General features: G+C 59.8%; 19 protein-coding genes. 8 read left to right on the forward strand and 11 right to left on the reverse strand.

Features of this window, described 5'->3' with window-relative positions; all coding sequences use genetic code 11:
• A partial coding sequence (locus tag LB535_RS12380) for a DUF982 domain-containing protein (RefSeq protein WP_224632383.1) occupies positions 1 to 305 on the forward strand: 305 nt, incomplete at its 5' end.
• 119 nt (positions 306 to 424) lie between these two features.
• Here LB535_RS12380 and cysQ read toward each other — a convergent pair.
• From cysQ to cysD, 3 genes are read right to left on the reverse strand one after another with little or no spacing between them, the layout of a single operon-like run.
• Positions 425 to 1,204 carry a 3'(2'),5'-bisphosphate nucleotidase CysQ gene (cysQ, locus tag LB535_RS12385; protein ID WP_224632661.1) on the reverse strand — a complete coding sequence of 260 codons (780 nt, stop codon included), beginning with the start codon at positions 1,202 to 1,204 and terminating at the stop codon, positions 425 to 427.
• 7 nt (positions 1,205 to 1,211) lie between these two features.
• Positions 1,212 to 3,149 carry a sulfate adenylyltransferase subunit CysN gene (gene cysN, locus LB535_RS12390; RefSeq protein ID WP_224632384.1) on the reverse strand — a complete coding sequence of 646 codons (1,938 nt, stop codon included), beginning with the start codon at positions 3,147 to 3,149 and terminating at the stop codon, positions 1,212 to 1,214.
• A 2-nt stretch (positions 3,150 to 3,151) separates the two neighbouring features.
• Positions 3,152 to 4,057 (reverse strand): sulfate adenylyltransferase subunit CysD, encoded by a 906-nt coding sequence (gene cysD / locus LB535_RS12395; RefSeq protein WP_224707448.1) that lies wholly within the window; start codon positions 4,055 to 4,057, stop codon positions 3,152 to 3,154.
• A gap of 446 nt (positions 4,058 to 4,503) precedes the next feature.
• Here cysD and LB535_RS12400 point away from each other — a divergent pair, with 446 nt between their 5' ends.
• Both LB535_RS12400 and LB535_RS12405 read left to right on the forward strand, forming a co-directional pair.
• Positions 4,504 to 5,796 carry an O-antigen ligase family protein gene (locus LB535_RS12400; RefSeq protein ID WP_224632385.1) on the forward strand — a complete coding sequence of 431 codons (1,293 nt, stop codon included), beginning with the start codon at positions 4,504 to 4,506 and terminating at the stop codon, positions 5,794 to 5,796.
• Positions 5,793 to 6,737 carry an NAD-dependent epimerase/dehydratase family protein gene (locus tag LB535_RS12405; protein WP_224632386.1) on the forward strand — a complete coding sequence of 315 codons (945 nt, stop codon included), beginning with the start codon at positions 5,793 to 5,795 and terminating at the stop codon, positions 6,735 to 6,737. The genes LB535_RS12400 and LB535_RS12405 overlap by 4 nt, the downstream gene beginning before the upstream one ends.
• A 13-nt stretch (positions 6,738 to 6,750) precedes the next feature.
• Here the strand turns inward: LB535_RS12405 and LB535_RS12410 are convergent, their stop codons facing one another.
• The 3 genes from LB535_RS12410 to LB535_RS12420 all read right to left on the reverse strand — a co-directional run bounded on the left by LB535_RS12410 (position 6,751) and on the right by LB535_RS12420 (position 10,329).
• Positions 6,751 to 7,287 carry a sugar transferase gene (locus LB535_RS12410; protein WP_224632387.1) on the reverse strand — a complete coding sequence of 179 codons (537 nt, stop codon included), beginning with the start codon at positions 7,285 to 7,287 and terminating at the stop codon, positions 6,751 to 6,753.
• A gap of 3 nt (positions 7,288 to 7,290) precedes the next feature.
• Positions 7,291 to 8,202 (reverse strand): glycosyltransferase family 2 protein, encoded by a 912-nt coding sequence (locus tag LB535_RS12415; protein WP_318012293.1) that lies wholly within the window; start codon positions 8,200 to 8,202, stop codon positions 7,291 to 7,293.
• 93 nt (positions 8,203 to 8,295) lie between these two features.
• Positions 8,296 to 10,329, reverse strand: a complete 2,034-nt coding sequence (locus LB535_RS12420; protein WP_224632388.1) for a UDP-N-acetylglucosamine 4,6-dehydratase — start codon at positions 10,327 to 10,329, stop codon at positions 8,296 to 8,298.
• A gap of 571 nt (positions 10,330 to 10,900) precedes the next feature.
• On the opposite strand from LB535_RS12420, the gene LB535_RS12425 reads away from it, so the two are divergent.
• The 5 genes from LB535_RS12425 (at position 10,901) to LB535_RS12445 (ending at position 15,453) form a co-directional block, all read left to right on the forward strand.
• The gene (locus LB535_RS12425) at positions 10,901 to 12,031 is read left to right on the forward strand and encodes a DegT/DnrJ/EryC1/StrS family aminotransferase (RefSeq protein WP_224632389.1); all 1,131 of its coding nucleotides are present in this window, start codon (positions 10,901 to 10,903) and stop codon (positions 12,029 to 12,031) included.
• Positions 12,016 to 12,966 carry a glycosyltransferase family 2 protein gene (locus tag LB535_RS12430; protein ID WP_224632390.1) on the forward strand — a complete coding sequence of 317 codons (951 nt, stop codon included), beginning with the start codon at positions 12,016 to 12,018 and terminating at the stop codon, positions 12,964 to 12,966. Before LB535_RS12425 ends, LB535_RS12430 begins: the two co-directional genes overlap by 16 nt.
• Complete coding sequence (locus LB535_RS12435) at positions 12,963 to 13,913, forward strand: WxcM-like domain-containing protein (RefSeq protein WP_224632391.1); 951 nt, start codon at positions 12,963 to 12,965, stop codon at positions 13,911 to 13,913. Before LB535_RS12430 ends, LB535_RS12435 begins: the two co-directional genes overlap by 4 nt.
• Positions 13,903 to 14,283 carry a GtrA family protein gene (locus LB535_RS12440; RefSeq protein ID WP_224632392.1) on the forward strand — a complete coding sequence of 127 codons (381 nt, stop codon included), beginning with the start codon at positions 13,903 to 13,905 and terminating at the stop codon, positions 14,281 to 14,283. Before LB535_RS12435 ends, LB535_RS12440 begins: the two co-directional genes overlap by 11 nt.
• A 435-nt stretch (positions 14,284 to 14,718) precedes the next feature.
• Positions 14,719 to 15,453, forward strand: coding sequence for a class I SAM-dependent methyltransferase (locus tag LB535_RS12445; protein ID WP_224632393.1), 735 nt, complete (start codon positions 14,719 to 14,721; stop codon positions 15,451 to 15,453).
• A gap of 36 nt (positions 15,454 to 15,489) precedes the next feature.
• On the opposite strand, the gene LB535_RS12450 is transcribed toward LB535_RS12445, so the two are convergent.
• The 5 genes from LB535_RS12450 to LB535_RS12470 are packed head-to-tail and all read right to left on the reverse strand — an operon-like array spanning position 15,490 to position 21,910.
• On the reverse strand, positions 15,490 to 16,284 hold the full coding sequence (locus LB535_RS12450) for a glycosyltransferase (protein ID WP_224632394.1): 795 nt from the start codon (positions 16,282 to 16,284) through the stop codon (positions 15,490 to 15,492).
• Positions 16,285 to 16,310: 26 nt separating this feature from the next.
• Positions 16,311 to 17,069, reverse strand: coding sequence for a sulfotransferase family protein (locus tag LB535_RS12455; protein WP_224632395.1), 759 nt, complete (start codon positions 17,067 to 17,069; stop codon positions 16,311 to 16,313).
• A gap of 2 nt (positions 17,070 to 17,071) precedes the next feature.
• Entirely contained in the window at positions 17,072 to 18,601 is a 1,530-nt protein-coding gene (locus LB535_RS12460; protein ID WP_224632396.1) for an ABC transporter ATP-binding protein, read from the reverse strand.
• Positions 18,591 to 19,376 (reverse strand): ABC transporter permease, encoded by a 786-nt coding sequence (locus LB535_RS12465; protein WP_224632397.1) that lies wholly within the window; start codon positions 19,374 to 19,376, stop codon positions 18,591 to 18,593. The genes LB535_RS12460 and LB535_RS12465 overlap by 11 nt, the downstream gene beginning before the upstream one ends.
• Positions 19,373 to 21,910: a glycoside hydrolase family 99-like domain-containing protein gene (locus LB535_RS12470; protein WP_224632398.1), complete on the reverse strand. Its 2,538-nt coding sequence runs from the start codon at positions 21,908 to 21,910 to the stop codon at positions 19,373 to 19,375. The genes LB535_RS12465 and LB535_RS12470 overlap by 4 nt, the downstream gene beginning before the upstream one ends.
• Between the last annotated feature and the right edge of the window lie 23 nt (positions 21,911 to 21,933).

Consider the following 21,933-nt stretch of genomic DNA (forward strand, 5'->3'; position numbering starts at 1 on the left):
AGGTCACTATGGAAAGTGATGCTTTCAAGCAGTCAGTTTTCGTAGGGGAGAATGGCTACATCCAAAAGATCGACTGCGTGATGGATGCCATTGAGTTTTTGGAAGAATGGCCGGTGGAGAGACGTGGCCTGCTTCACGCGGCGGCCTGCGAGGCGTGCTACTCGGCCTATGACGGTCGGAAACCAGTCGAGGCCGCGCACAAGGCCTTTACGACTTGGGCCCGCAAGGTTGGCGTTATCGAGGAGGTGCCCACAGCACCGCCGTGGATGACTGGGCCAAAGATCAGCAACGCAGACCTCTTGTGAGGGGGCTCGAAAGGGCTCCTCGTCAGGCGCAGCTTGCGACGAAACGCGCCGGAGCGAAACGCAAACGTCGGCGCGTATCCCCTTCTGACCTGCCGGCCATCCCCCCTCAAGCGGCGAGGTTACGCGCCCTTCCCCGTCGCGATGAAATGCGGGTTGGCGAAATCGCTGTCGCTGGCCTGGTTGCGCTTGCCGTAGACGAGCGGCTGGCCGTCCAGCGTGCGCGTCATGCCACCGGCGGCGCGCAGCACTGCGTCGCCGGCGGCCGTGTCCCATTCCATGGTGCGGCCGAAGCGCGGATAGACGTCGGCTTCCGCCGCGGCGAGCAGGCAGAATTTCAATGACGAGCCGATCGAGACGATTTCCGCGGCGCCGAGATCGCGGATGAATTCCTCGGTTTCCGGCGTGTTGTGCGAGCGGCTGGCGACGACCGCGAGCGGCGTGCCCCCTGCCCGCACCGTGATCGGCCGGCGGCCGGCGATGCGATAGTCGGCATCGACCTCCAGCGCCTCGGCCTTGCCGGGTCGCCCGGAGAAAAAGCGTCCCGTGCACGGCGCGAAAACGACGCCGACTTCCGGAACGCCGTGGCGGATCAGCGCGATGTTGACGGTGAAATCGGTGCGGCGGTTGACGAATTCCTTGGTGCCGTCGAGCGGATCGATCAGGAAGAAGGCGCCGTCGAGATCGGGCGTTGCAATTCCCGCTGCGACCTCCTCCTCGGCCACGCAGGGGATGTCCGGATAGGCGGCGCGCAGGCCGGCCAGGATGATCTTCTCGCTTTCGCGGTCGGCTTCCGTTACCGGCGAAGAATCGGCCTTGCTGTCGACGGCGCAGCCTTCGTGGAAGACGCGCATCACCACGCGCCCGGCCTCGAGCGCCAGGCGCTCGAAGACGCCGAGCATCGCCTCGTCAGATACCGCCGCCATTGTCATACTGCTCCTCGGCAATGTCGCGCTCGGTCAGCCAGTGTTCCAAGGCTTCCGCCATCTCCTGCGGGCTCCTGCCCAGAGTCTTCAGGTGTATTTCCGGGTTCTCCGGCGCCTCATAGGGAGAATCGACGCCGGTGAAATTCTTGATCTCGCCGCTCAAGGCGCGCGCGTAGAGACCCTTTGGATCGCGGCGGGCGCATTCCTCGAACGGGGTGTCGACGAACACCTCGACGAACTCGCCCTCGGCCATCAGCTCGCGCGCCATGCGCCGTTCGGCGCTGAAGGGCGAGATGAAGGAGACGATGACGATCAAGCCGGCATCGGCCATCAGCTTGGCCACCTCGGCGACGCGGCGGATGTTTTCCACGCGGTCGGCGTCGGTGAAGCCGAGATCGCGGTTGAGGCCGTGGCGGACATTGTCGCCGTCGAGGATGTAGGTGTGGCGGCCGGACGCGAACAGCTTCTTCTCGAACAAATTGGCGATGGTCGACTTGCCCGAGCCGGAGAGCCCGGTGAACCAGAACACTGCCGGACGCTGGTTCTTCAGGTCGGAACGGCCGCGCTTGCCGACATCGAGCGACTGCCAGTGGATGTTTTCGGCACGGCGCAGCGAATGCAGGATCATACCGGCGCCGACGGTGGCGTTGGTGATGCGGTCGATCAGGATGAAGGCGCCGGTGGTGCGGTTTTCGGCGAAGGGATCGAAAGCGATCGGCGCGCGCGTCGACAGGTTGCAGACGCCGACCTCGTTGATGTCGAGCGACTTCGCCGCCTCATGCGCGAAATCGTTGACGTTGACGCGGTATTTCAGGTCGGTGATGGTCGCGCTCACCTGGTCGGTTTCGGTGCGCAGGATGTAGGAGCGGCCGGGCAGCAGCGCCTGCTCGTCGAACCAGACGATGTTGGCGGCGAACTGGTCGGCGACCTGCGGACGCGCGGCCGGCGACACCAGCATATTGCCGCGCGACACCTCCACTTCGTCCTCGAGGACGAGCGTGATCGCCTGGCCAGCGACCGCCTGCTCGAGGTCGCCGCCTTGCGCGACGATGCGCTTGACCCGGGACGCCTTGCCGGATTTCGCGACGACGACCTCGTCTCCTTCAGAGACGGTGCCCGAGGCGATGGTGCCGGCAAAGCCGCGGAAATCGAGGTTCGGACGGTTCACATACTGGACGGGGAAGCGAAACGGCAGCTCGACGGCGGCCTCGTCGACAGACACGGTTTCCAGATGCTCGATCAGCGACGGCCCGGAATACCAGGACGTGCGCTCCGAGCGGCTGGTGACGTTGTCGCCAAAGCGCGCCGACATCGGGATCGGCGCGACGCTCATGAAGCCCAGTTCCTTGGCGAATTCGCCGTAGTCGGCGACGATCCGGTCGAACACGGTCTTGTCGAAGCCGACGAGGTCAATCTTGTTGACCGCAAGCACGATATGCCGGATGCCGAGCAGCGAGGCGATGATGGAGTGACGCCGGGTCTGGCGAAGCACGCCCTGGCGCGCATCGATCAGCACGATCGCGAGATCGGCTGTCGAGGCGCCGGTCGCCATGTTGCGCGTGTACTGCTCATGACCGGGCGTGTCGGCGACGATGAACTTGCGCTTCGGCGTGGCGAAGAAGCGGTAAGCGACATCGATGGTGATGCCTTGCTCGCGCTCAGCCTCCAGCCCGTCGACCAGCAGCGCGAAGTCGATGTCGTCGCCGGTGGTGCCGTGCTTGCGCGAATCCTTTTCGAGCGCGGCGAGCTGGTCCTCGAATATCTGCTTGGTGTCGGAGAGCAGCCGGCCGATCAGCGTCGACTTGCCGTCGTCGACCGAGCCGCAGGTGAGGAAGCGCAGCAGTGACTTCTTCTCCTGCGCGGCCATGTAGTCGCGGATCGAATCGGTCGGGGCGAGGCTCTTGGCCATCATGTGGCGCATTATCAGAAATACCCTTCGCGCTTCTTCTTTTCCATGGAGCCGGCCTCGTCGCGGTCGATAAGGCGGCCCTGGCGCTCGGAGGTGCGTGCGGTCAGCATCTCGCCGACGATGGCTTCCAGCGTGTCGGCATCCGACTCGATCGCGCCGGTCAGCGGATAGCAGCCCAGCGTGCGGAAGCGCACCAGGCGGTTCTCGACCGCCTCGCCGGGATGCAGTTGCATGCGGTCGTCATCCTTCATGATGAGCATGCCGTCGCGCTCGACCACCGGCCGCTCTTTGGCGAAATAGAGCGGCACGATCGGGATGTTCTCCTGCAGGATGTACTGCCAGATATCGAGCTCAGTCCAGTTGGACAGCGGAAAGACGCGGATCGATTCGCCCGGCGCGATGCGGGTGTTGAAGATCTTCCACATTTCCGGCCGCTGGTTCTTCGGGTCCCACGCATGCTGGGCGTTGCGGAAGGAAAAGATGCGCTCCTTGGCGCGCGACTTCTCCTCGTCGCGGCGGGCGCCGCCGAAAGCGGCGTCGAAACCGTATTTGTCGAGCGCCTGGCGCAGCGCCACCGTCTTCATGACATGGGTGTGGGTGTTGGAACCATGGTCGAACGGATTGATGCCGTCGCGCACGCCGTCCTCGTTGACGTGGACCAAAAGGTCGAAGCCTAGCTTCTGCGCCATCTGATCGCGAAAGGCGATCATCTCGCGGAACTTCCAGGTGGTGTCGACATGCAGGAACGGGAAAGGCGGCTTGGCCGGATAGAAGGCCTTCATTGCCAGATGCATCAGCACCGAGGAATCCTTGCCGACCGAATAGAGCATCACCGGCTTGGAGAAAGACGCCGCGACCTCGCGGAAGATGTGGATGGATTCGGCCTCGAGCCGCTGCAGATGCGTGAGCGCGATATTCATGGAGCGTCGAGCGTTCTCTCGTGCCGTGGAGCGGAAATCTTGCATCGCAGGGGCAATCCGATGCCGCCCAGGCGCAGATTTCACTTCGGACAAACTGTTTCGTGCGGGCGTTCTAACAGATCGGCGCCGCCGATAACAATGCAAGACCCGCACGGCTCGCGGTGATTGGAGAACGAATTTTCCAAGCAAGGCCGACAAAGCGGAAAATCCTGCTGGAGCCATCGAAAAACGCTGAGCGGGGAAAAGCCGTGGTGCCCAGACAATTCCGGAACTCGCCGGACCGGGGGATTTTCTGTCGCGACATTGTCGACCGCACTATCGCGGATCGGCGCCAGCCGCTATATGGGCTCGGGGAACGGGCAAGGCGCGGCAAACGGAGACCGGCGAGGCGGCCTTTGGCTGGCTCCATGGATCCGGGCGCAACCTGGAAATTGCGAAGCAAGCATTTGAACCCGTCTACAACGCTCCGGCGCCATCTTACGCCCACACAGATCAACATCTATTTCTCGATCGTCTGCTTTTTTTCGCCGCCGGTGCTTGGATCGCTGGTCAGCATCGCCTTCAATGCCGGTGGCGTGTGGTCGGCGATGCTGGTGGCCGCGAAGCGGCGACGCTTCAATATCGACCGGCCGATGCTCGCCGTCACGGCGGCGATCTATGCCTATTGCGCGGCCATGGTTCTCGCTTCGATCGTCAACGGCACGCTGGCTGCCGATTTGCGGTTCTTCCTGCCGTTGATCACCTTCCTGCTTTTCCCCCTCTCCTATTCGACGTGGAGCATCACCGAGAAGACCGCGCTGGCACGCATCGCCATTCTGGCCAGCACCGCGGCCTGCTTCGGCGCGCTGGCGATGGCCGTGTTCCAGTCCCACCGGCTCGGTGTGAGGGCGGAGGGCGGCGCCGGCAATCCGATCGTCTTCGCTACCGTCACGTGCCTTGCCGCCATGACATGCCTTACCGGCGCGCTGTCAGGCATCGAGAAACGATGGAAGCTGCTGGTCCTGGCAGCGATAGCCGGAGCCCTGGCGATCGTCTATTCGGGATCGCGCATGATCTGGGTAGCCGTGCCGATTGCCGGCATCGTCGTGCTCCTCATCAACCGCCGCCGGTTCACCGGCGCCAGCGTGGCGCGCTTCGTGGCGATCGGCGTCGTGGTCGCCCTTGTGATTGCCGCCATCGGCTCTCGCGTCATCCTGGACCGGGCCGATTTCCTGGTCAGCGACTGGGATGCGCTGAATGTCAATGGCGACCATTCGACCGCGCTCGGCTTGCGCGTAGCGATGTGGGAAATCGGTTTTGCCGCGTTTCGCGAGATGCCGATTTTCGGCCACGGCATCTCGGCGAGCCGGGCGCTGATGAAGCACGGCTTGCAGGACCAGTTCGGCCTACAGCAGGGTTTCAGCCATTTCCACAACGGCTTCCTGACGGCGCTGGTCGAGGCCGGCCTGCTGGGGGCATTGGCCCTGGCGTCGATCTTCGTCGTTGCCGCACGGAACGCGGCACGGACGCTGCGCCGCAGCGCCGATCCGGTGGAGAGGTTCGGCGCGACGATGATCCTTGTCACCGTCATCACCTATCTCACCGGCGGAATGGCCGGAATCCTGGTCGGCCACGATATCCTCGACGCGACGCTAATGGTGTTCCTGATCTCGGGAACCTACCTCGCTTCCGGACGGACGATAGAACCGACCGGAAAAAGCGCGCCCACCATGGCGCCGGGCGCCAGCCCGCAACCATGAAGGTCCTGGTCACCGGCGCGACGGGCTTCATTGGACGCCGGATCGTCAGCCGGTTGGGCGAGGCCGGATTCGACATACGGATCGCATCGCGCCTGCCGCAGCGGCTGGCAGGCGAGGACGATGCCGTCGCGCTGCCCGCTACCGATGCACCGCAGGAGGCCTTTCTGACCCTGATGCGTGACGTGACGCATGTCGTCCACTGCGCGGCGCTCAATAATGACCGCAGCGCCGGCGCGGCCGACTTGCGAGCCATCAACGTGACGCTGACCGGACGGCTGGCCCAAGCGGCGGCCACGCGTATCGACGGGCGCTTCGTCTATCTCTCCTCGATTCGCGCCGTGGTGGGCGCAAGGTTCAGCGGCACGATCGACGAGGCCACGCCCCCTGCCCCGCAATGCGCCTACGGGCGCTCCAAGCGCGAAGGCGAGATCGCAATGCTGGAGGCTTTTGCAACGGCCGGACGCACCGGCGCGACGGCGCTGCGGTTGGCGCCGGTCTATGGCGAAGGCATGAAGGGAAATTTGCGCGGGCTGATGCGGTTGGCCGCCACCGGCCTGCCGCTGCCGACAGCCGCTCTGACGGCGGTTCGTTCGCTCGTCTCGCATGACGCCGTGGCCGGCGCCGTGACGCATCTTTTGAGCCGTCCCACGGCGCCGCTCCCAACTTATGTGCTGGGCGATGCTACGCCGGTTGCGGTGTCCGAAATCGTCACCGCGTTCCGGCGCGGATATGGCCGGCCGGCCCGGCTTCTTCCCGTGCCGGCCTGGCCGTTCCGAATGCTGGCCACGCTCAGCGGCAGACGGGCCGCGTGGCATGCGCTGATGGCGACGCAGGTCTGCGATTCGTCGTTGCTTGCTTCGGAAGGCTGGGAACAGGAGGCCGACACACTCGGCCGGCTTGAAGAACTGGCGCGACAGAGGAGCCGTTCGCCGCTTCCGTGAACGATGAACCGCTCTATGTGCGGAAGAACGTGCCCAGCAATATTTTGAGGTCCAGGCCGGTCGAGGCGGCCTTGACGTAGGCCGCATCGGTTTCAGCGCAAAGTCTTGGATCGGACATGTCGATGCCCTTGACCTGCGCCAGCCCTGTGATGCCCGGAAGTGCGGTGAGCACGCCCAGTTCCTTGCGCCGCTCGATCAGCTCCGCCTGCGTCGGCAGGCATGGACGAGGACCCACAAGACTCATCTCGCCCTTCAGCACGTTCCAGAGCTGCGGCAGTTCGTCGATCTTGGTTGCGCGCAGAACCTTGCCGACCGCGGTGACCGAACCGGACGGCGCCTCGTGGGTGGGCAAGGAAGGGGTTTCCCGATACATGGTGCGCAGCTTGTGACAGGCGAAGAGGGCTCCTCCCCGGCCGACGCGGATCTGCGAGAAAATGGCGGGGCCCGCCGACGTCGTCCGGATAGCCAGCATCGCGGCAAGCAGGACGGGCGACGCCAGCGCCAGCATCGGAACGGCGACCGCCAGGTCGAGCGCGCGCTTGGCCGTCATGGCTCAGATCCGGCGCCAGAGGAAAGCGACATAGAGCCCGAGCGTGCCCATGAATGTCTGCCGGTAGACACCGCTTTTGCCGAGCAGGCCGAAGCGCCTGAAGACATTGCCCTTGCGCGCCCTGATGAACAGGCGAAGGCAAAGCGCTGCATCGCGCGCGATGAGATCGCGGTTGACGGCTAGGCCGCGCAGATTGGTGTCCGTCCAGGCGGCGAACTGGCCCTTGAACAGACGGCCCAGCCTTGAAAACCTCGCTTGCCATGAAACGTTGGCGCCGACGAGGTTTGCCGAGTGCTGGCGGTATCTGACCAGCGGCCGCGGCTCGTAATGGACCTTGCCGCCGGCGGCGGTGACGATGAGATAGGCCCACCAGTCATGGCTGACGAATTCGGTTCTGGCCGACGCTTTCGCCAGAAGGTCGCGCGCCTTGCGGTTGAAGAGCATGGTGTTGCCGCCGGCGATGCTTTGCACCAGCGCGTTGCGGAAGGACGGCGGGCGGCGAAAGAGCGGCGAGTAGCCGGCCGGAGCGCCGGCCTCGGAGATAGTCGCCGTGCGCGAGCAGAACAGGAGCGGCGTTTCCATGTCCTCTCCCTCCATCCAGCGGATGGCGGCCTCCAGCCGATCCGGCTCCCAGACATCGTCCTGGTCGCAAAAGGCGTAGCAGTCGGCATCGATGCGCGGATCGAGGATCATGGAGCGGAAATTGGCGGCGAAGCCCCTTCGCGGGCCCTGCAAAAGTGTCAGCGACCCCTTGGTCCAGCGGGATCGCCACGCCTCGACGATCGCGGCCGTGGCATCCGACGAGCCGTCGTCGGAGACCCAGAGATCGACGAGCGGCCAGGATTGCGTCGCCAAGGATTCCAATTGTTCGCCGATATAGGCCGCGCCATCCTTCGTGCCCATGAGAACGGCCACGCGCTGATCTTTTCTGGTCACGGCTTTGGAATCACTTGCCCGCGAGGTGCTTGAAAGGTTTTCAATATCTAATTGCGGGCCCGCGGCAAAGTTTTAACCGACCTGCCCGGCCGCTTTCGGCACCGCCTCTTCGCGCACGCCGCCCATGTCTTCTTGCGCCCGATAGAGCCCGGCCAGGATGGCAAGTGCCGCGGTCTTGTCGCGAGCTTGCATCGCGGCCGCCAGCGCCGGCAGGGCCGCCTCAATCCTCGGCCATTCGACGACGCCGGTCCTGAGGCCGAAGATCTTGGCGGTGTCGAGCTTGACCACCTCCTCGTTCTCGGCGTGCAGCGTCTCGTGCAGCTTCTCGCCGGGCCTGATGCCGGTGAAGCGGATCGGAATATCGGTGTAGGGGCTTTTGCCGGCCATGCGGATCATGGTTTCGGCGACTTCGAGGATCGGCACCGGCTTGCCCATGTCGAGCATGTAGATGGCGTAGTCGTCCTTGCCCTGGCGCTGCTCGGCATCGGCGGCCGACATGATGACGAGATCGACGGCCTCGGCCATGGTCATGAAATAGCGGGTCATGCGCCGGTCGGTGATGGTGACCGGCCCGCCGGCCTCGATCTGCGCCTGGAAGACGGTCGCCACCGAGCCGTTGGAGCCGAAGACGTTGCCGAAGCGCACGGCGATGAATTTCGTGCCCGAATGACGCAGATCAACGGGGCCGGCATGGCCATTCGCCACGCCGGCACGCGGCGGCGGCGAGACCGCCTGGGCCTCATGCAGCGACGAGACGATTTGTTCAGCCGCACGCTTGGTGACGCCCAGCACCGAGGTCGGGTCGACGGCCTTGTCGCTGGAAATCAGCAGGAACTGCGGCACCCCGCATTCGGCGGCGATCTCGGCGCAGGCGAGCGTGCCGAAGACATTGGTCTCGATCGCCGCTTCCCAGTTCTTCTCGAGCAGCGGCACATGCTTCAGCGCCGCGGCATGAAAGATGATCGCGGGTTTGAACTCGCTGACGAGGCGCGTCATGTGAGGCCGGTCGGCGACGTCGACGATGCGGCTGGTCAGCCGGTCGCGGTCGGCGTCGTCGGTCTGCTGATCGAGCTGGAAAATGCCGAATTCGGAATTGTCGGCCACCAGCACCGCCTCGGCGCCCAGCTCCAGCGCGCGCTTGACGAGCACCCGGCCGATGGAGCCGGCGCCGCCGGTGACCATCACGCGCTTGCCGCCGACGAAGGCGCCGATGCGCGTGGTATCGGTGGCGACCGCCGAACGGCGCATGATGGTTTCCATCTCGACGGCATCCAGAACCAGCTTGCCGCCCTGCCCCAGTTCCGACAGGCCGGCAAACTGGACGACGGCGATGCCGCTGTGGCGGGCGACGCGCACCAGCTCGGCATAGTCTTCGATCTCGCGCTCGACCCCCTGGCCGAAGATCAGGAGGTCGAGGCTTTGCGTGCCTTTGACATAGTCTTCCAGCACCTCGACCAGGCGCGGTCGCAGCGCCACGACCGGAACGCCCTGGATCCGCGTGCCGAGCGGCGCGGCGCTCTCGGTGGCCATGATGCCGGCGATGGCGTATTCGGCGGGCTGAGCCGTGCGGGTGAAGCGCACGATCAGATCCGCCTCGCCCAGCCGGCCGATGAACAGCGCCTGCTTGGTCGAGGCATCGCCGGCGGCGCGGCGCAGGATGCGCCAGCTCGCGCCGTCGCGCAGGAAGCGATAATAGAGCCTGGGCGCGGAGATAATAGTGAAGGAGACCAGGAAGAAGACGATGAACTGGCGCTCGTTGAGGCCGGCGACCGGCTGGAAGAAGAAACGGAAGGCAAGCGAGGCCAGATAGAGCACCACCGTCAGGCTGCCGCAGCCCTTGAGGATGTTGAAGAAGTCGGGCGTGGAGGCAAAGCGCCAGACGGTGTTGTAGAGGCCGCTGGATCGGAACAGCAGATGGGCGATGAGCACGATGAGCGCCCAGCAGGCCAGCCCGCCGACGGAGAACGCGTCGAAGGAAAGCCGCGACTGCGATAGGATGAGACTAAGCGCCACCGCGACCAGGACCATGACGAGATCCTGGACCATGATGATGGCGCGCCGCATCCTCGGTCGGAGTTCCGATACGGCTTCTACGTATGCGGTCATTGGGCAGTACTGACTCCAGGCGCGGTGATACTATCAGAACGGCCGCGGACAAAACATCGCCCACCGCCACTTCAGATTGCAATCCCCAATCCCGTCACCCGGTTACCGCCTTAGCGCGGAGAGGGCGGGAGGGCTAGAGGTTTTTTGGGCGATATTCGATTGTGCGAGTGATTTGACTTGAAGCCGCAATAACTCAGGCTGGATTGCCAGTCGTTCAGAGAAACTGTCAGACACCCAACAGGGGAAGCTAATAAATGTCACGATGTGACGATCCGGCTTCCATCATTGGCTTCAGCGAGCTCGGCGAGCGGCCGAGTGGAGTCGCTGACGGCGGTGCCGATCAGGTCTGCGGAAGCGGTTTGGCCAGCCCCTAGGCCCACAGCGTTCCCCAAAATGACGCCAGCCTGTCGCGACCGAGCCGGAATCTCAACAGTTGTGCCTGGTGGTTCCGGCTTTCCGCTGTCTCCGCGATGCAAGTATTCTTAACTGAGTCATGTCAGAATCATCTGAGTTTCCGGATGTTTGCGGGGCGAACACGCCGGAACAAAGAAGACACGCTGTCGAGTTGTTGATGACGAAGCCGAATGCCGTTCCGATGAATGACCTCAAGCGTCTGTACCAGCGCTATGATGTTGAAATCGCGCGCGAAGTAGCAAGCACGCTGCGGTCCGGATGGTGGCTCAATGGCGCGGCAGGGAAGCGATTCGCAGCGAACTTTGCGACGTTTGCAGGAGCCTCGGATTGCATCCTCGTCGCAAACGGGACGGACGCCCTTGAACTCGCTTTACGCTCTATCGTCGGGCTTGGCGATGCGCATGGACGCGAGGTGATCGTGGCGGCGAATGCCGGGGGATATGCCAGTTGCGCGTGCTGGCACAACGACCTCATTCCACACTACGTCGATATCGAACCAGCCAGCCAACTAGTAAGCGTCCAATCGGTGCTGGAGGCGGTGAGTACCGACACGGCTGCGATTGTCGCTACCCATCTTTACGGCGGCGTGGTCGATGTTCCCGCTATCCGGGCAGGACTTGTCAATGCCGGCGTGTCGCACATACCGGTCATCGAGGATTGCGCCCAGGCACATGGTGCTCGCATCAGGGGTGAAACGGCTGGATCGCTTGGAGACATCGCCACTTTCAGCTTCTATCCGACCAAAAATCTCGGCGCGATGGGTGACGGCGGCGCAGTCCTCACCTCCAATCCAAGACTGGCGGACCGCGTTCGTCAGCTTCATCAATATGGCTGGAGTTCCAAATATCATGTGGCCCTGCCGGGAGGGCGCAACTCTCGCATGGACGAGGTCCAGGCCGCGATTTTGGATGTGCTGCTTCCGGACTTGAACAGCCGCAACGAACAACGCCGCAGCATCGTCAGCCGATTTAGGGCCGTCACCGGACGCCGGCTCAAATTCCTCGACGGCGGCAATGGCGCCGTCGCACACCTCGCGGTCCTGCTGTGTGACGACCGGGACGCATTCCGCACCTTCATGAAAGAGCGCGGCGTCGATACCGATGTCCACTATCCCGTGCTCGATTGCGATCAGGTTGGTTGGGCTGCCCTGCCCATGAAAGGGACCGAAAATCTCGCAATCTCCAGGGCAAGCATCAGTCGTCTCTGTTCCGTCCCGTGCTACCCGGACATGACGAATGATGAGGTCGAGCAAGTGTGCAGGGCCTTGGGCGAATGGGAGGCAATGTGACTGCGCGCTCTCTTGTTTTTCCCATTTACCGCAATGAGCCGAACATCCCTTCCCTGTTGCAGGCCGTCGCCAAATTCGACGCCATGTATGAGGGCGACATCGAGTTTGTTTTTGTCGTCGACGGGTCGCCCGACCAGTCGGGAGGCCTGCTGGTCAGGGCTTTGAAGGACGCCAGCTACAGGTACAAGATCATCTTCCACAGCCGGAATTTTGGCTCCTTCACGGCCATTCGGACGGGGCTCGAGCATGCATCCGGAAAACATGTGGCCGCGATGGCGGCCGACCTGCAGGAGCCGCCCGAGCTCATTGTCGAATTCTTTTCGATGCTGGAAAAGGATACGGCCGACGTCGTGTTTGGCCGCAGAACCGGCCGCGACGATCCCCTTCTGACACGTTTCCTGTCCCGGGCCTTCTGGAGCGTCTACCGCAGGCTGATCTTGCCCAGCATGCCGAGCGGCGGCGTGGATATATTTGCCTGCAACCGCCAGGCGCTCGATGCGATCCTGTCAATCGAGGAGCCAAACAGCTCGCTTGTGGTTCAGCTGTTCTGGGTCGGATTCAGGCGGGAGTTCGTGCCCTACCGGCGGCGCGAGCGGGAGCATGGGAAGAGTGCCTGGGGCATTGGGCGCCGGCTCAGATATATGATGGATTCGATCTTCTCGTTTTCCGATTTTCCGATCGTTTTCATACTCTGGGTAGGCATTGCGGGCTGCGTGCTCAGTCTTGTGTTTGCCGTGATCACCGTCGTCGCCCGCTTGCTGGGCAAGATCGATCCGGCCGGATACACGACCCTAGTGCTGCTGATCGTGGGCTTTGGATCAGCGATCCTCGCGGTGCAAGGCATCCTTGGCTGTTATCTTTGGCGGGCGGTTGAAAATACCAAATCGCGCCCATTGCGGATAATAAGCCGCATTGTTGACGGGACGTCCGCATGAACGACAAACCATTTTTCGTCCATGACCGCGGTATCTGCGAAAGCACGCGCGTCGGCAACGGAACACGCGTATGGGCGTTTGCTCACGTCCTCCCAGGCGCCGTGATCGGCGCGAACTGCAACATCTGCGATCATGTCTTCATCGAAAATGACGTGAGCGTCGGCGATGACGTCACGATAAAAAGCGGCGTTCAGCTATGGGACGGCGTCCGGCTGGGCAATCGCGTGTTCGTCGGCCCGAATGCGACCTTCACCAACGACCGCTTCCCGCGTTCGAAACACTATCCGGAGCAGTTTCTCCAGACGGTCGTCGAGGACGGCGCGTCGATCGGCGCTAACGCAACGATCCTGCCGGGCATAACGATCGGCCGCCAGGCGATGATCGGCGCCGGCGCCGTGGTGACCAAGAACGTGCCGGCCAACGCCGTGGTGGTTGGAAATCCGGCCGTCATCGTCGGCTATCAAACCGGCCCGCAGGTCGAGCCCGTGATGACGCAAGCGGCCCCCGGCCCTGCAGGCGACAGGATGGCGCTGGGCGTCGGCGGATGCGAGCTCTGGCGGCTGCCGCACTTCAGCGACCTTCGCGGCGAGCTGGCCCCGCTCGAGTTCGGACACAACCTGCCGTTCAAGCCCTTGCGCTCGTTTCTGGTCTACGGCGTCCGTTCCGACAAGGTCAGGGGCGAGCATGCGCACCGCCAGTGCCAGCAATTCCTGATTGCCACCCATGGCCGCCTGTCGGTGGTCGTCGATGACGGTCACGACAGAAAGGAAGTGTCGCTGGCGGATCCCTCGGTCGGGCTCTATCTGCCGCCCGGCGTGTGGGGCATCCAGTACAAGTTCCAGCCGGACACGGTCTTGCTCGTCATGGCCTCGCATCCATATGACGCAAGCGATTATATCAGGGACTATTCGGATTTCCTCGCGACGGTCGGGCCGGATGGCCGCTGACCGGATAGGCTCGGACGCGCTTCGTTTTCTTGCGGCGGGAGGACTGAACACCGCGCTGACGAGTGCCGTCTACTTTGCCGGCCTGACGATGCTGTCGTCGGGCGTTTCCTACACGATTGCCTGGCTAGCAGGCCTCGCATTCGTGATGGTGTTCTATCCGGACCGCGTCTTTCCCGGCGGGCGCACCGGCTTGACGGACCGGCTGGCGGTCGGCGGCTCGGTCGCCGCGGTGTTTGTGGCAGGCTTGGTAAGCCTTCACCTTCTCGAGCGAGCGCTGCAAAGCCGAGCGGCGGCATTCTTTGCAACGCTTGTCGTCACGACGATGCTCAATTTCCTGGTTTCCCGATGGATATTGCGCAGACGATACTGACACGGCCCTCCCGATCCGGGTGGCGGTCTCGGTGGCCATGATGCCTGCGATGGCGTATTCGGCAGGCTGGGCCGTGCGGGTGAAGCGCACGATCATGGCGCGCCGCATCCTCGGTCGGATCTCCGATACGGCTTCTGTGTATGCGGTCATTGGGTAGCACTGACTCCAGGCACGAAGATGCCACCAGACCGGCCTGGATAAAACATCGTCCACCGCCACTTCAGATTGCAGATCCCCGACCCGTCGCCCTGTTATCGCGTTAGGTCCGAGAGGACGGGAGGGCTGGAAGTTTTTTTGCCGCGGTACCTGCCGCAAGGCTCAATTCACATGTTGCCTGTCGCGAGGCGACAAAATAGAGGTGTCAACGGGTGGCATGCAGTCGGATTCTGGGCGGACGCTCCGCTGCTAAACGCAGACCAGAATGGAAAGTCAGCGATGCAAGACGTCGATTTTAGAGAACGTGTTTCGGGCAAGCCATACGTTAGCCTGCTGGACGACATCCACAGAAAGACCAAACCAAAGTCATATCTTGAGATTGGTGTCCAATTTGGCGACACGATCAAGTTGGCGGAATGCGCGACGATTGGTGTCGACCCGCGTTTCAAATGTGAAACGAATATAATAGGGAGAAAACCAAGTTGTCACCTATTTCAGCAAACAAGCGATGCGTTCTTTGAAGAACACGATCCGTCCGCCATACTCGGAAGACCCATCGACCTTGCCTTTCTTGACGGCATGCACCTATTCGAATTTCTGCTCCGTGACTTTATAAACACGGAAAAGCACTGCGCCGCCGAATCGATCATCGCCCTTCACGACTGCTTGCCGCCAGGGTTCTACATGACCTCAAGAGATATCGCTGACGCCAACCATCCGAATTCCGCCTTTCCTGGCTGGTGGGCTGGCGACGTATGGAAGATAATCCCCACTCTGCAGCGATATCGGCCTGAACTTTCGATGATTATCGCCGACAGCGCGCCAACGGGCTTGGTGGTTGTTTCAGGACTGGACCCTAACAATAACTCGCTTTCAGTGAACTACGACTCGATTATAGCCAGTTCTAAGCCGATGGATAAGAGCGCGCTTGATGAATACTGGTCCTCCGTCTCGATTACCTCAGCTGAATCCATCAACTTTGGACACTTCAACCGCTTTAGATCAATAAATTAAATGGCCGCCTCCATGGCAATAATTACTACTCTGTAGCTAAACGATAAAAATATGATTTCTGAACGGCATCGTCTTGTCCCAGTTTGATTGCATCCTGAAATCAACCATCTGCCCGCGACCGGGCAAGCGAACCATGGTGTCGTGGAACTTAGCTCGCCAACCATGCCATCCGCGGTCACGAACTTCTTCCTCCGCGTATATTCGTTGAGTAGAATATTTCCTTCTAGCGTGCGCGCCACTCAGCACGATGTAGTGCCGAAGCACAAAGTTATGAGGAAACAGAGATCTTCCCTCAAAGTTTGCTCCATGGCCACCCGACTCGGCCAGTTCTATATGTGGCGTCTTCTTCCAGCAGCGGATGAGGCGCAGTGGGTGCGGCTCGAAGAAATAGTAGTAACGCATGCACTCAACATAATCCGTACCTTCGAAAGAACTCGATTCATCGGTCGGAACGAAGACGAACTCGTCGAAATTGATAGCATTAAAGCCCGCCGCGTCGACAGAAGCAATCGCGTCGGCCAACCGGACATTGGATACTGGTGGCTCCATGATTTCGTCCGCGTCGTGATGGATGAACCAGTCTCCGTCGATATCGACAGCCAACCGCTCCTTGATCCTCAGCAATCCCACCCAATCATAGTACCCTGGGTATTCAACAGGCACTATGCGGATCAAGCCGCGACCGATGTAGGCTTCGGCAATCTCCACGGTCCGGTCTGTCGAGCCATTGTCGATAAGAATAAAATCGATGCCATTCTGGCGCAAGTGCTCCAGACAGCGTCCGATATAGAGTTCCTCATTGCGGGCAGCGATAAGAGCAATGATGCGCACTGCGTCTCCAAACTGGTCGATTGAGCCTAGGGAATGTAGGCTGATAGATGCTGTTCTACGAATTCGATTTTGCTTTGGTCAAGCTCAGCGCGACCACGCCCAACGCTCCTTGAGTGGATAGTGGCGTACTTTGAAGACTTAGGATCTTCTATCCCGCCCCCCCTCTCCGGCGCATTCCAATTGACAAGCATTTGCGCCTCGAACGGTTCGCCAAGACGCTCGGCTAGGTTCAAGACCGTACTCTCGGGCGAGTTCACCAGGTCATCGTAGTCAATTTCAAGGCTGGTCGCCGGATTAGCAGAACAGTAAGAGTCGCCAGCCTTCCGAAACCGCTCATATAGATGAACCTTTTTCTCAAATTCCGGCGGCACCGCTTTCTCAAAGCCAATTTCGACAAGCGACGCCAAGGCGTCCAACGGGTTTCGAGTCATGTGAATGAACAGAAAACCGTCGGGCAAGATCGCGTCCCATTCACGGAGATACAAAACATTCTCGGGATTCTTGTCCGCCCAGCGCGGTTTTCCAGCGAACTTAGCCGCTTCGTCATGAAAAGCGACGAAAGCAGCCCCAAAAATCGACAGCAGTTGCGCCTCTGGCAGTCCGTAAGATCGTGCAGTTGAAAAGAGACGTGCGTGCGCCAAAGGATCGTCCAAATAATCGCCTAAAAAGTCCTTGAAGAACTTCACTTCAGGGCCGCAATGAATATGGCTGTGGCAGTCCAGGATCCTTCGAATCAACGTGGTTCCGGATCTGTAAAATCCACCTATAATAATGGGCTTTGCCAATTTCACAAATCCACATCACGATCTGGTTCAGGATCCTTGAGCTTCGACCCACTCTCTTGTCGCGCCAAACGAAGGCTCGCACCCAGATCGATCCTTCCAATTGCGATGACGTCGGTCTCCGGGGCTGTGCGGGACATCAGGACGTCGATAATCCTATGCATGACGATTTGTTCCGAGCCAACAGTCCCAAAAACACCGCAGGTGAAGAAATACGCGCCGGGAAGAGTTACGCAAGAAAATTCAATTGCTACGTTTACAGTCTCTCCCTTCACAACCTTCGGCGTACGCTGTGATCGGGAATTAACAGATTGCACGCCGGCCAAGCCAAGGCCATCCACAGTTCTGATCCACATCCCGAATCCCACGCTTGTCGCGTCCACGCTGAAGTCGACGGAGTACTGGAAAACGTATCGTTTTCCCAAACGCAAAACATTTACTTCGTTGCCGTGAAGAGTGGTGATCCTGACATCGTGGATTTTTGCGCCGCGTTCCTCAAGCGTCACGGTAGACCTTGGGATGAGGGTTGCGTCAAAATAATCTGCAAGACTATCCTCGTTAGGCGCATCCTTCGCGGCGCGACTCTCGTGCCTGTTCACTTGCGGCATGTCTGTTGAAACATCGAACCAACTTTCAGTGTCAGATGTAATCGCTTCAGCAGGAGGCGCCATGCCTGCGTCCGATTTCGGAAAGGCTTGCACTGAAGCAGACCCCTCGTCGATGTCTGCGTTCAGCGCGCGAATCGCGGCCCGAATTTCTGCAGCACCTGCGGGGCTGGCGTTGGCGAGTCGCTGATACTGACTTACCACCGCCTTGGGCGTGCCCTCGAATATCTTCTCGCCACTGTCAAGCAGTACCGCGCGATTGCAAAGTTGGACTATTGTCTGCGCCGCATGACTGACGAACAAAATCGTGCCGCCACGTTCTTTGATCTGCTCTATCCGGGCGAAACATTTGCGGGAGAACGCCTCGTCGCCGACGGCCAAGGCTTCATCAACCACCAAAATGTCAGGGTCAACATTGATAGCTACGGCAAAAGCCAGCCGTACATACATACCAGAGGAATAGGTCTTCACCGGCTGCTCAATGAAATCACCTATATCGGCAAACGCTGCGATGGAGCCGAAGCGTTTGTCCATCTCGGCTCGGCTGAGCCCGAGAATGGAGGCGTTGAGATAAGCATTTTCACGGCCGGTAAAATCAGGGTTGAAACCGGCACCTAATTCAAGTAGCGCCGCTACGCGGCCGTTTACAGTCACCGAACCAGTCGTAGGCTGCAGTGTCCCGCAGATAATCTGCAGAAGCGTCGACTTTCCTGATCCGTTACGGCCAATAATGCCGACAGTCTCACCTCGCCGGACCTCAAGCGATATGTCGGCCAAAGCGGCAAAGTCACGATAGTAACGCTTAGGCGCGTGTCCCACTAATCGCTGCAGCCGTGGCACCACCATTTGCTTTAGTCGATCCTCTGGACGATCGAACATCAGATGATGCTTGGAGACAGCCTTCACAGAGATGGCTACTTCAGAGGACATCGGCGAAGCCCTTCCGCGTAGCCTGGAAAAACAGAAATCCAAGCACCGCGATGACTACTGCCACCACGGTATATATGGCGAGAACTGACCAGTTCGGGACCTGGCCGAAAATCAGGACCTGGCGGGCTTGTTCTACGGGAATTGAGATCGGATTCAGAGCCAGCCATGGTCGCACGGCACTCGGCAGAGCTTCCGCGGGCACAAATATCGGCGACAAGAACATGAGCGCACTTATGATGGGATTTAGGACCTGACCGATATCACGAAAATAGACGCCCACAGAGGCGAAGATCCATGATAGACCGATCAGGATGACTATGAAGGGCACGACCACAATCGGAAGAAGCGGTGCCGTCAGAGGGATTGAACCTCTCGAAAGCAAAAGGAAAATGAGCATAACAAAGAAGCTCACCAGCATGTGGAAGAGCGCTGCCGCCAATGCCACTGTGGGCAGGACTTCTAGTGGAAAAACGATCTTCTTCACGTAACTGACGTTTGATAAAATTAGAGTTGGAGCTCTTGTCAGAACTTCAGAAAATGTTTGGAAGAAAATTAGGCCTACAAATAAAATGAGAGCGAACTCCGCAGTTGGCTGAGCGTCGCCGCCCCCAGCCCAGCGCATTTGCAGGACCGTGCCAAACATAAACGTATAAACTGCCAGCATGAGCAGCGGCGTTAGCAAAGACCATAGGATACCGAGGATCGATCCGCGATAACGGCCAACCACCTCGCGACGCGCAAGGTTGAAGATTACTTCGAAATAGCTAAGCGTCACTGACCGACCGCCTTAATTAGGTTCCGTACGCGACGGCTAAGGGCATCCGTATCGACCTGAGACGTTATCTCCCGCTTAGTCAAATGAGGTTGGCCGGGAAAGGGGCCTTCCACCATCCGCGATTTACAGAGTAAGACTTCGTAGTCGAGGGCGAACAACGAGCTAGCGCGTGACAGCCACATCTCCGTGATGCCATAGTCGTTCCAAAAGCCCACCCAGTCGTCTGGCATAACATCTACCAGCTTAGTACCTGGCCGGCACCAGATCACATTTGCAAACGCTGACCCATGCGCCCCAACGATTATCTTAGCGTTGCGGAATAACTCTATCTGCTCGCTATAAGGATATGCAGATGGGTCGACGACGGCGAATCCTAGAGCCTCCAAGGTCGAGATGACATCCGCTTCGTTGTCTATGAAACGATCTGAGTAAGTGTTTGAGTGATCTCGCGTCAAATAGATCAGTGCCGGCTTTCCAGATATGCTTGGGACAGTAGGCTGTGCTGCATACTGCGCCATAGCGTCAGGATTGGGATAGTAGGTGGTGTTCGTCGTGAGGCCATTGCAAACAATAGCCGATCGGAATCTGTAAGGAGTGTGCGGCAGAATGAGAAAATGATGGGGCAAAAAGCCCCACGTGGCTAGGATGCTGCGCACCCACAATGGAGCGTCATTCGGCAGAACCACCTTTAAGCGCCCCTGCTTGATCTCGCCTTCCCAAAAAAGTATCTGAGGGATTACATCAAATATAACGTGACCAAATGCAAAACTAGAGTGCATCGGCAATATAACTTCTTCATCTATCGATTCGAATTTATTTGACAAAAGGACGTATTTTCCATCATCTTCTTCCAAGTACCTTAGAAAATCGAGGTCTTTGTAGACGTACCGATAAACTCGAATTGACTCCTCGATCAATCTGCCGCCTTGCGTAATGACCCCTATGGCCCGCGAATGGGCCACACAATTTACGAAGCGCCCAAATTGTAAAGGCACCGCTTCAAAGCTCTTTTCCGCAAAGAGCTCAATGAGTCGGTCCTGCTTCGTGGCACCGCAACCTGCGGTAACCTCAGCACTTTTGCTGGTGACCGTTCTGCCGCGATAGGCTGTCAGGATGGCGTCGCCTTTCTCAGCCAGCAGCTCGGTTCGATCTTGGACTTGTCGCGCTGACCGACCAAGAGGAACGGTCTCCAAAGTGAATGGAAGGCTAGCTTTGAGTGACCTTGGGGGGGCGTCTTTCGAAACCGATATCCGACCCCTAATTGATCTAATTTGGCGAGCAGCAGCACGCGCACTTCGGAAACAAAACCTGGCACTCTGGTAGGCTATTGGAACACTGCTCAGCAGACTCTGCGTCTTCAACTTAAATGCCAGGAAACGCCGTGTCGGCTCCTCCTGTGCCCATATTGTGCTGCTAGAAACCGCGAGTGGCTTCTCCTCGTTCTCTGCCTTGCGGAAAGGGTGAAGGTCGAAAACATCATCAAGAACAGATCTACCCTCCTTGACGCGAAGAGTCGCATCCAAGAAGGCACGCCCGAACTTCCTATCCGGCTCAAGATGGCAACCCTCAGCCCACTCGTTCCATGCGTTTATGAAAACCAGCCGCTCGGCCGGAGTGCGCTCGGCCACGGTGCGAGACGTTGCCGCCCGCAGCCAGCGCTCATAGTTGTCGGGAGTCGCACCGAGCATTGCAACAGCGCGGCCGCCAAGCCGGGCTGTGTTATCCCACGATGGTACAACCGTTCGATAAATTTTCTTACCGCGGTGGTCGCGGCCTAGGAAGTCACGCGCCACATCTGAATAGTCGACAAACATCCCGCTGAACGTTTCGAATGGCGTCACGTCGCGATTAACATTTTCCACCATCATGTTGTGCGGAGGGAACTCCACTCCAGCATCGAATCCGAGAGCCTCATAGTCGAAGTTTCCATGCGTGAGCGCGGCGACCAAATGGATTTCCCCGAGGCCAATTTTCCGACAGTGTTCGCGACACTTCTTGACCGACTGTGCCGGATTGGGGATTTGCTGCGGTCGATAGACGATCAAGACTGGGCGGCCGTCCACACGAAGATAGCGGTCATCGCGCAAGAATGGTGCGATACTTTCGACGAACTTTTTTTCATAGCCGGACTCGTAATCCTGCGAAATCAGCATCTGCTGCTCCGCCCCATCCCAACGCCGCGTCCAATTCTCGTTTGCCCAAGATAAACAAAAAGGCATGCGAGCCGACTTATCGACCAGAAAAGCGTCAACAGGTTTGTCCAACAACCGCTTGCCGCTGAACCAATAGTAATGAAAACAAAAAGCGTCGACGCCATATTGTTGGGCAAGTGCTATCTGCTCATGCTGCGTTTCCCGCACCCGAAGATCATAAAAACTCAGTTCTGTTGGCAAGTGCGGTTGATAGTGCCCATCAAACAAAGGAACTGCTTTGGTAACATTCGTCCACTCCGTGAAACCCTTACCCCACCAAGCGTCATTCTCAGGGAACGGATAAAACTGCGGGAGGTAAAAGGCGACGTAGATCGGCTTCATCGAATTTTCCGCTCAGATTTCAG

This window comes from Mesorhizobium sp. CA10 (genome assembly GCF_020165285.1).
Classification (GTDB): Bacteria; Pseudomonadota; Alphaproteobacteria; order Rhizobiales; family Rhizobiaceae; genus Mesorhizobium.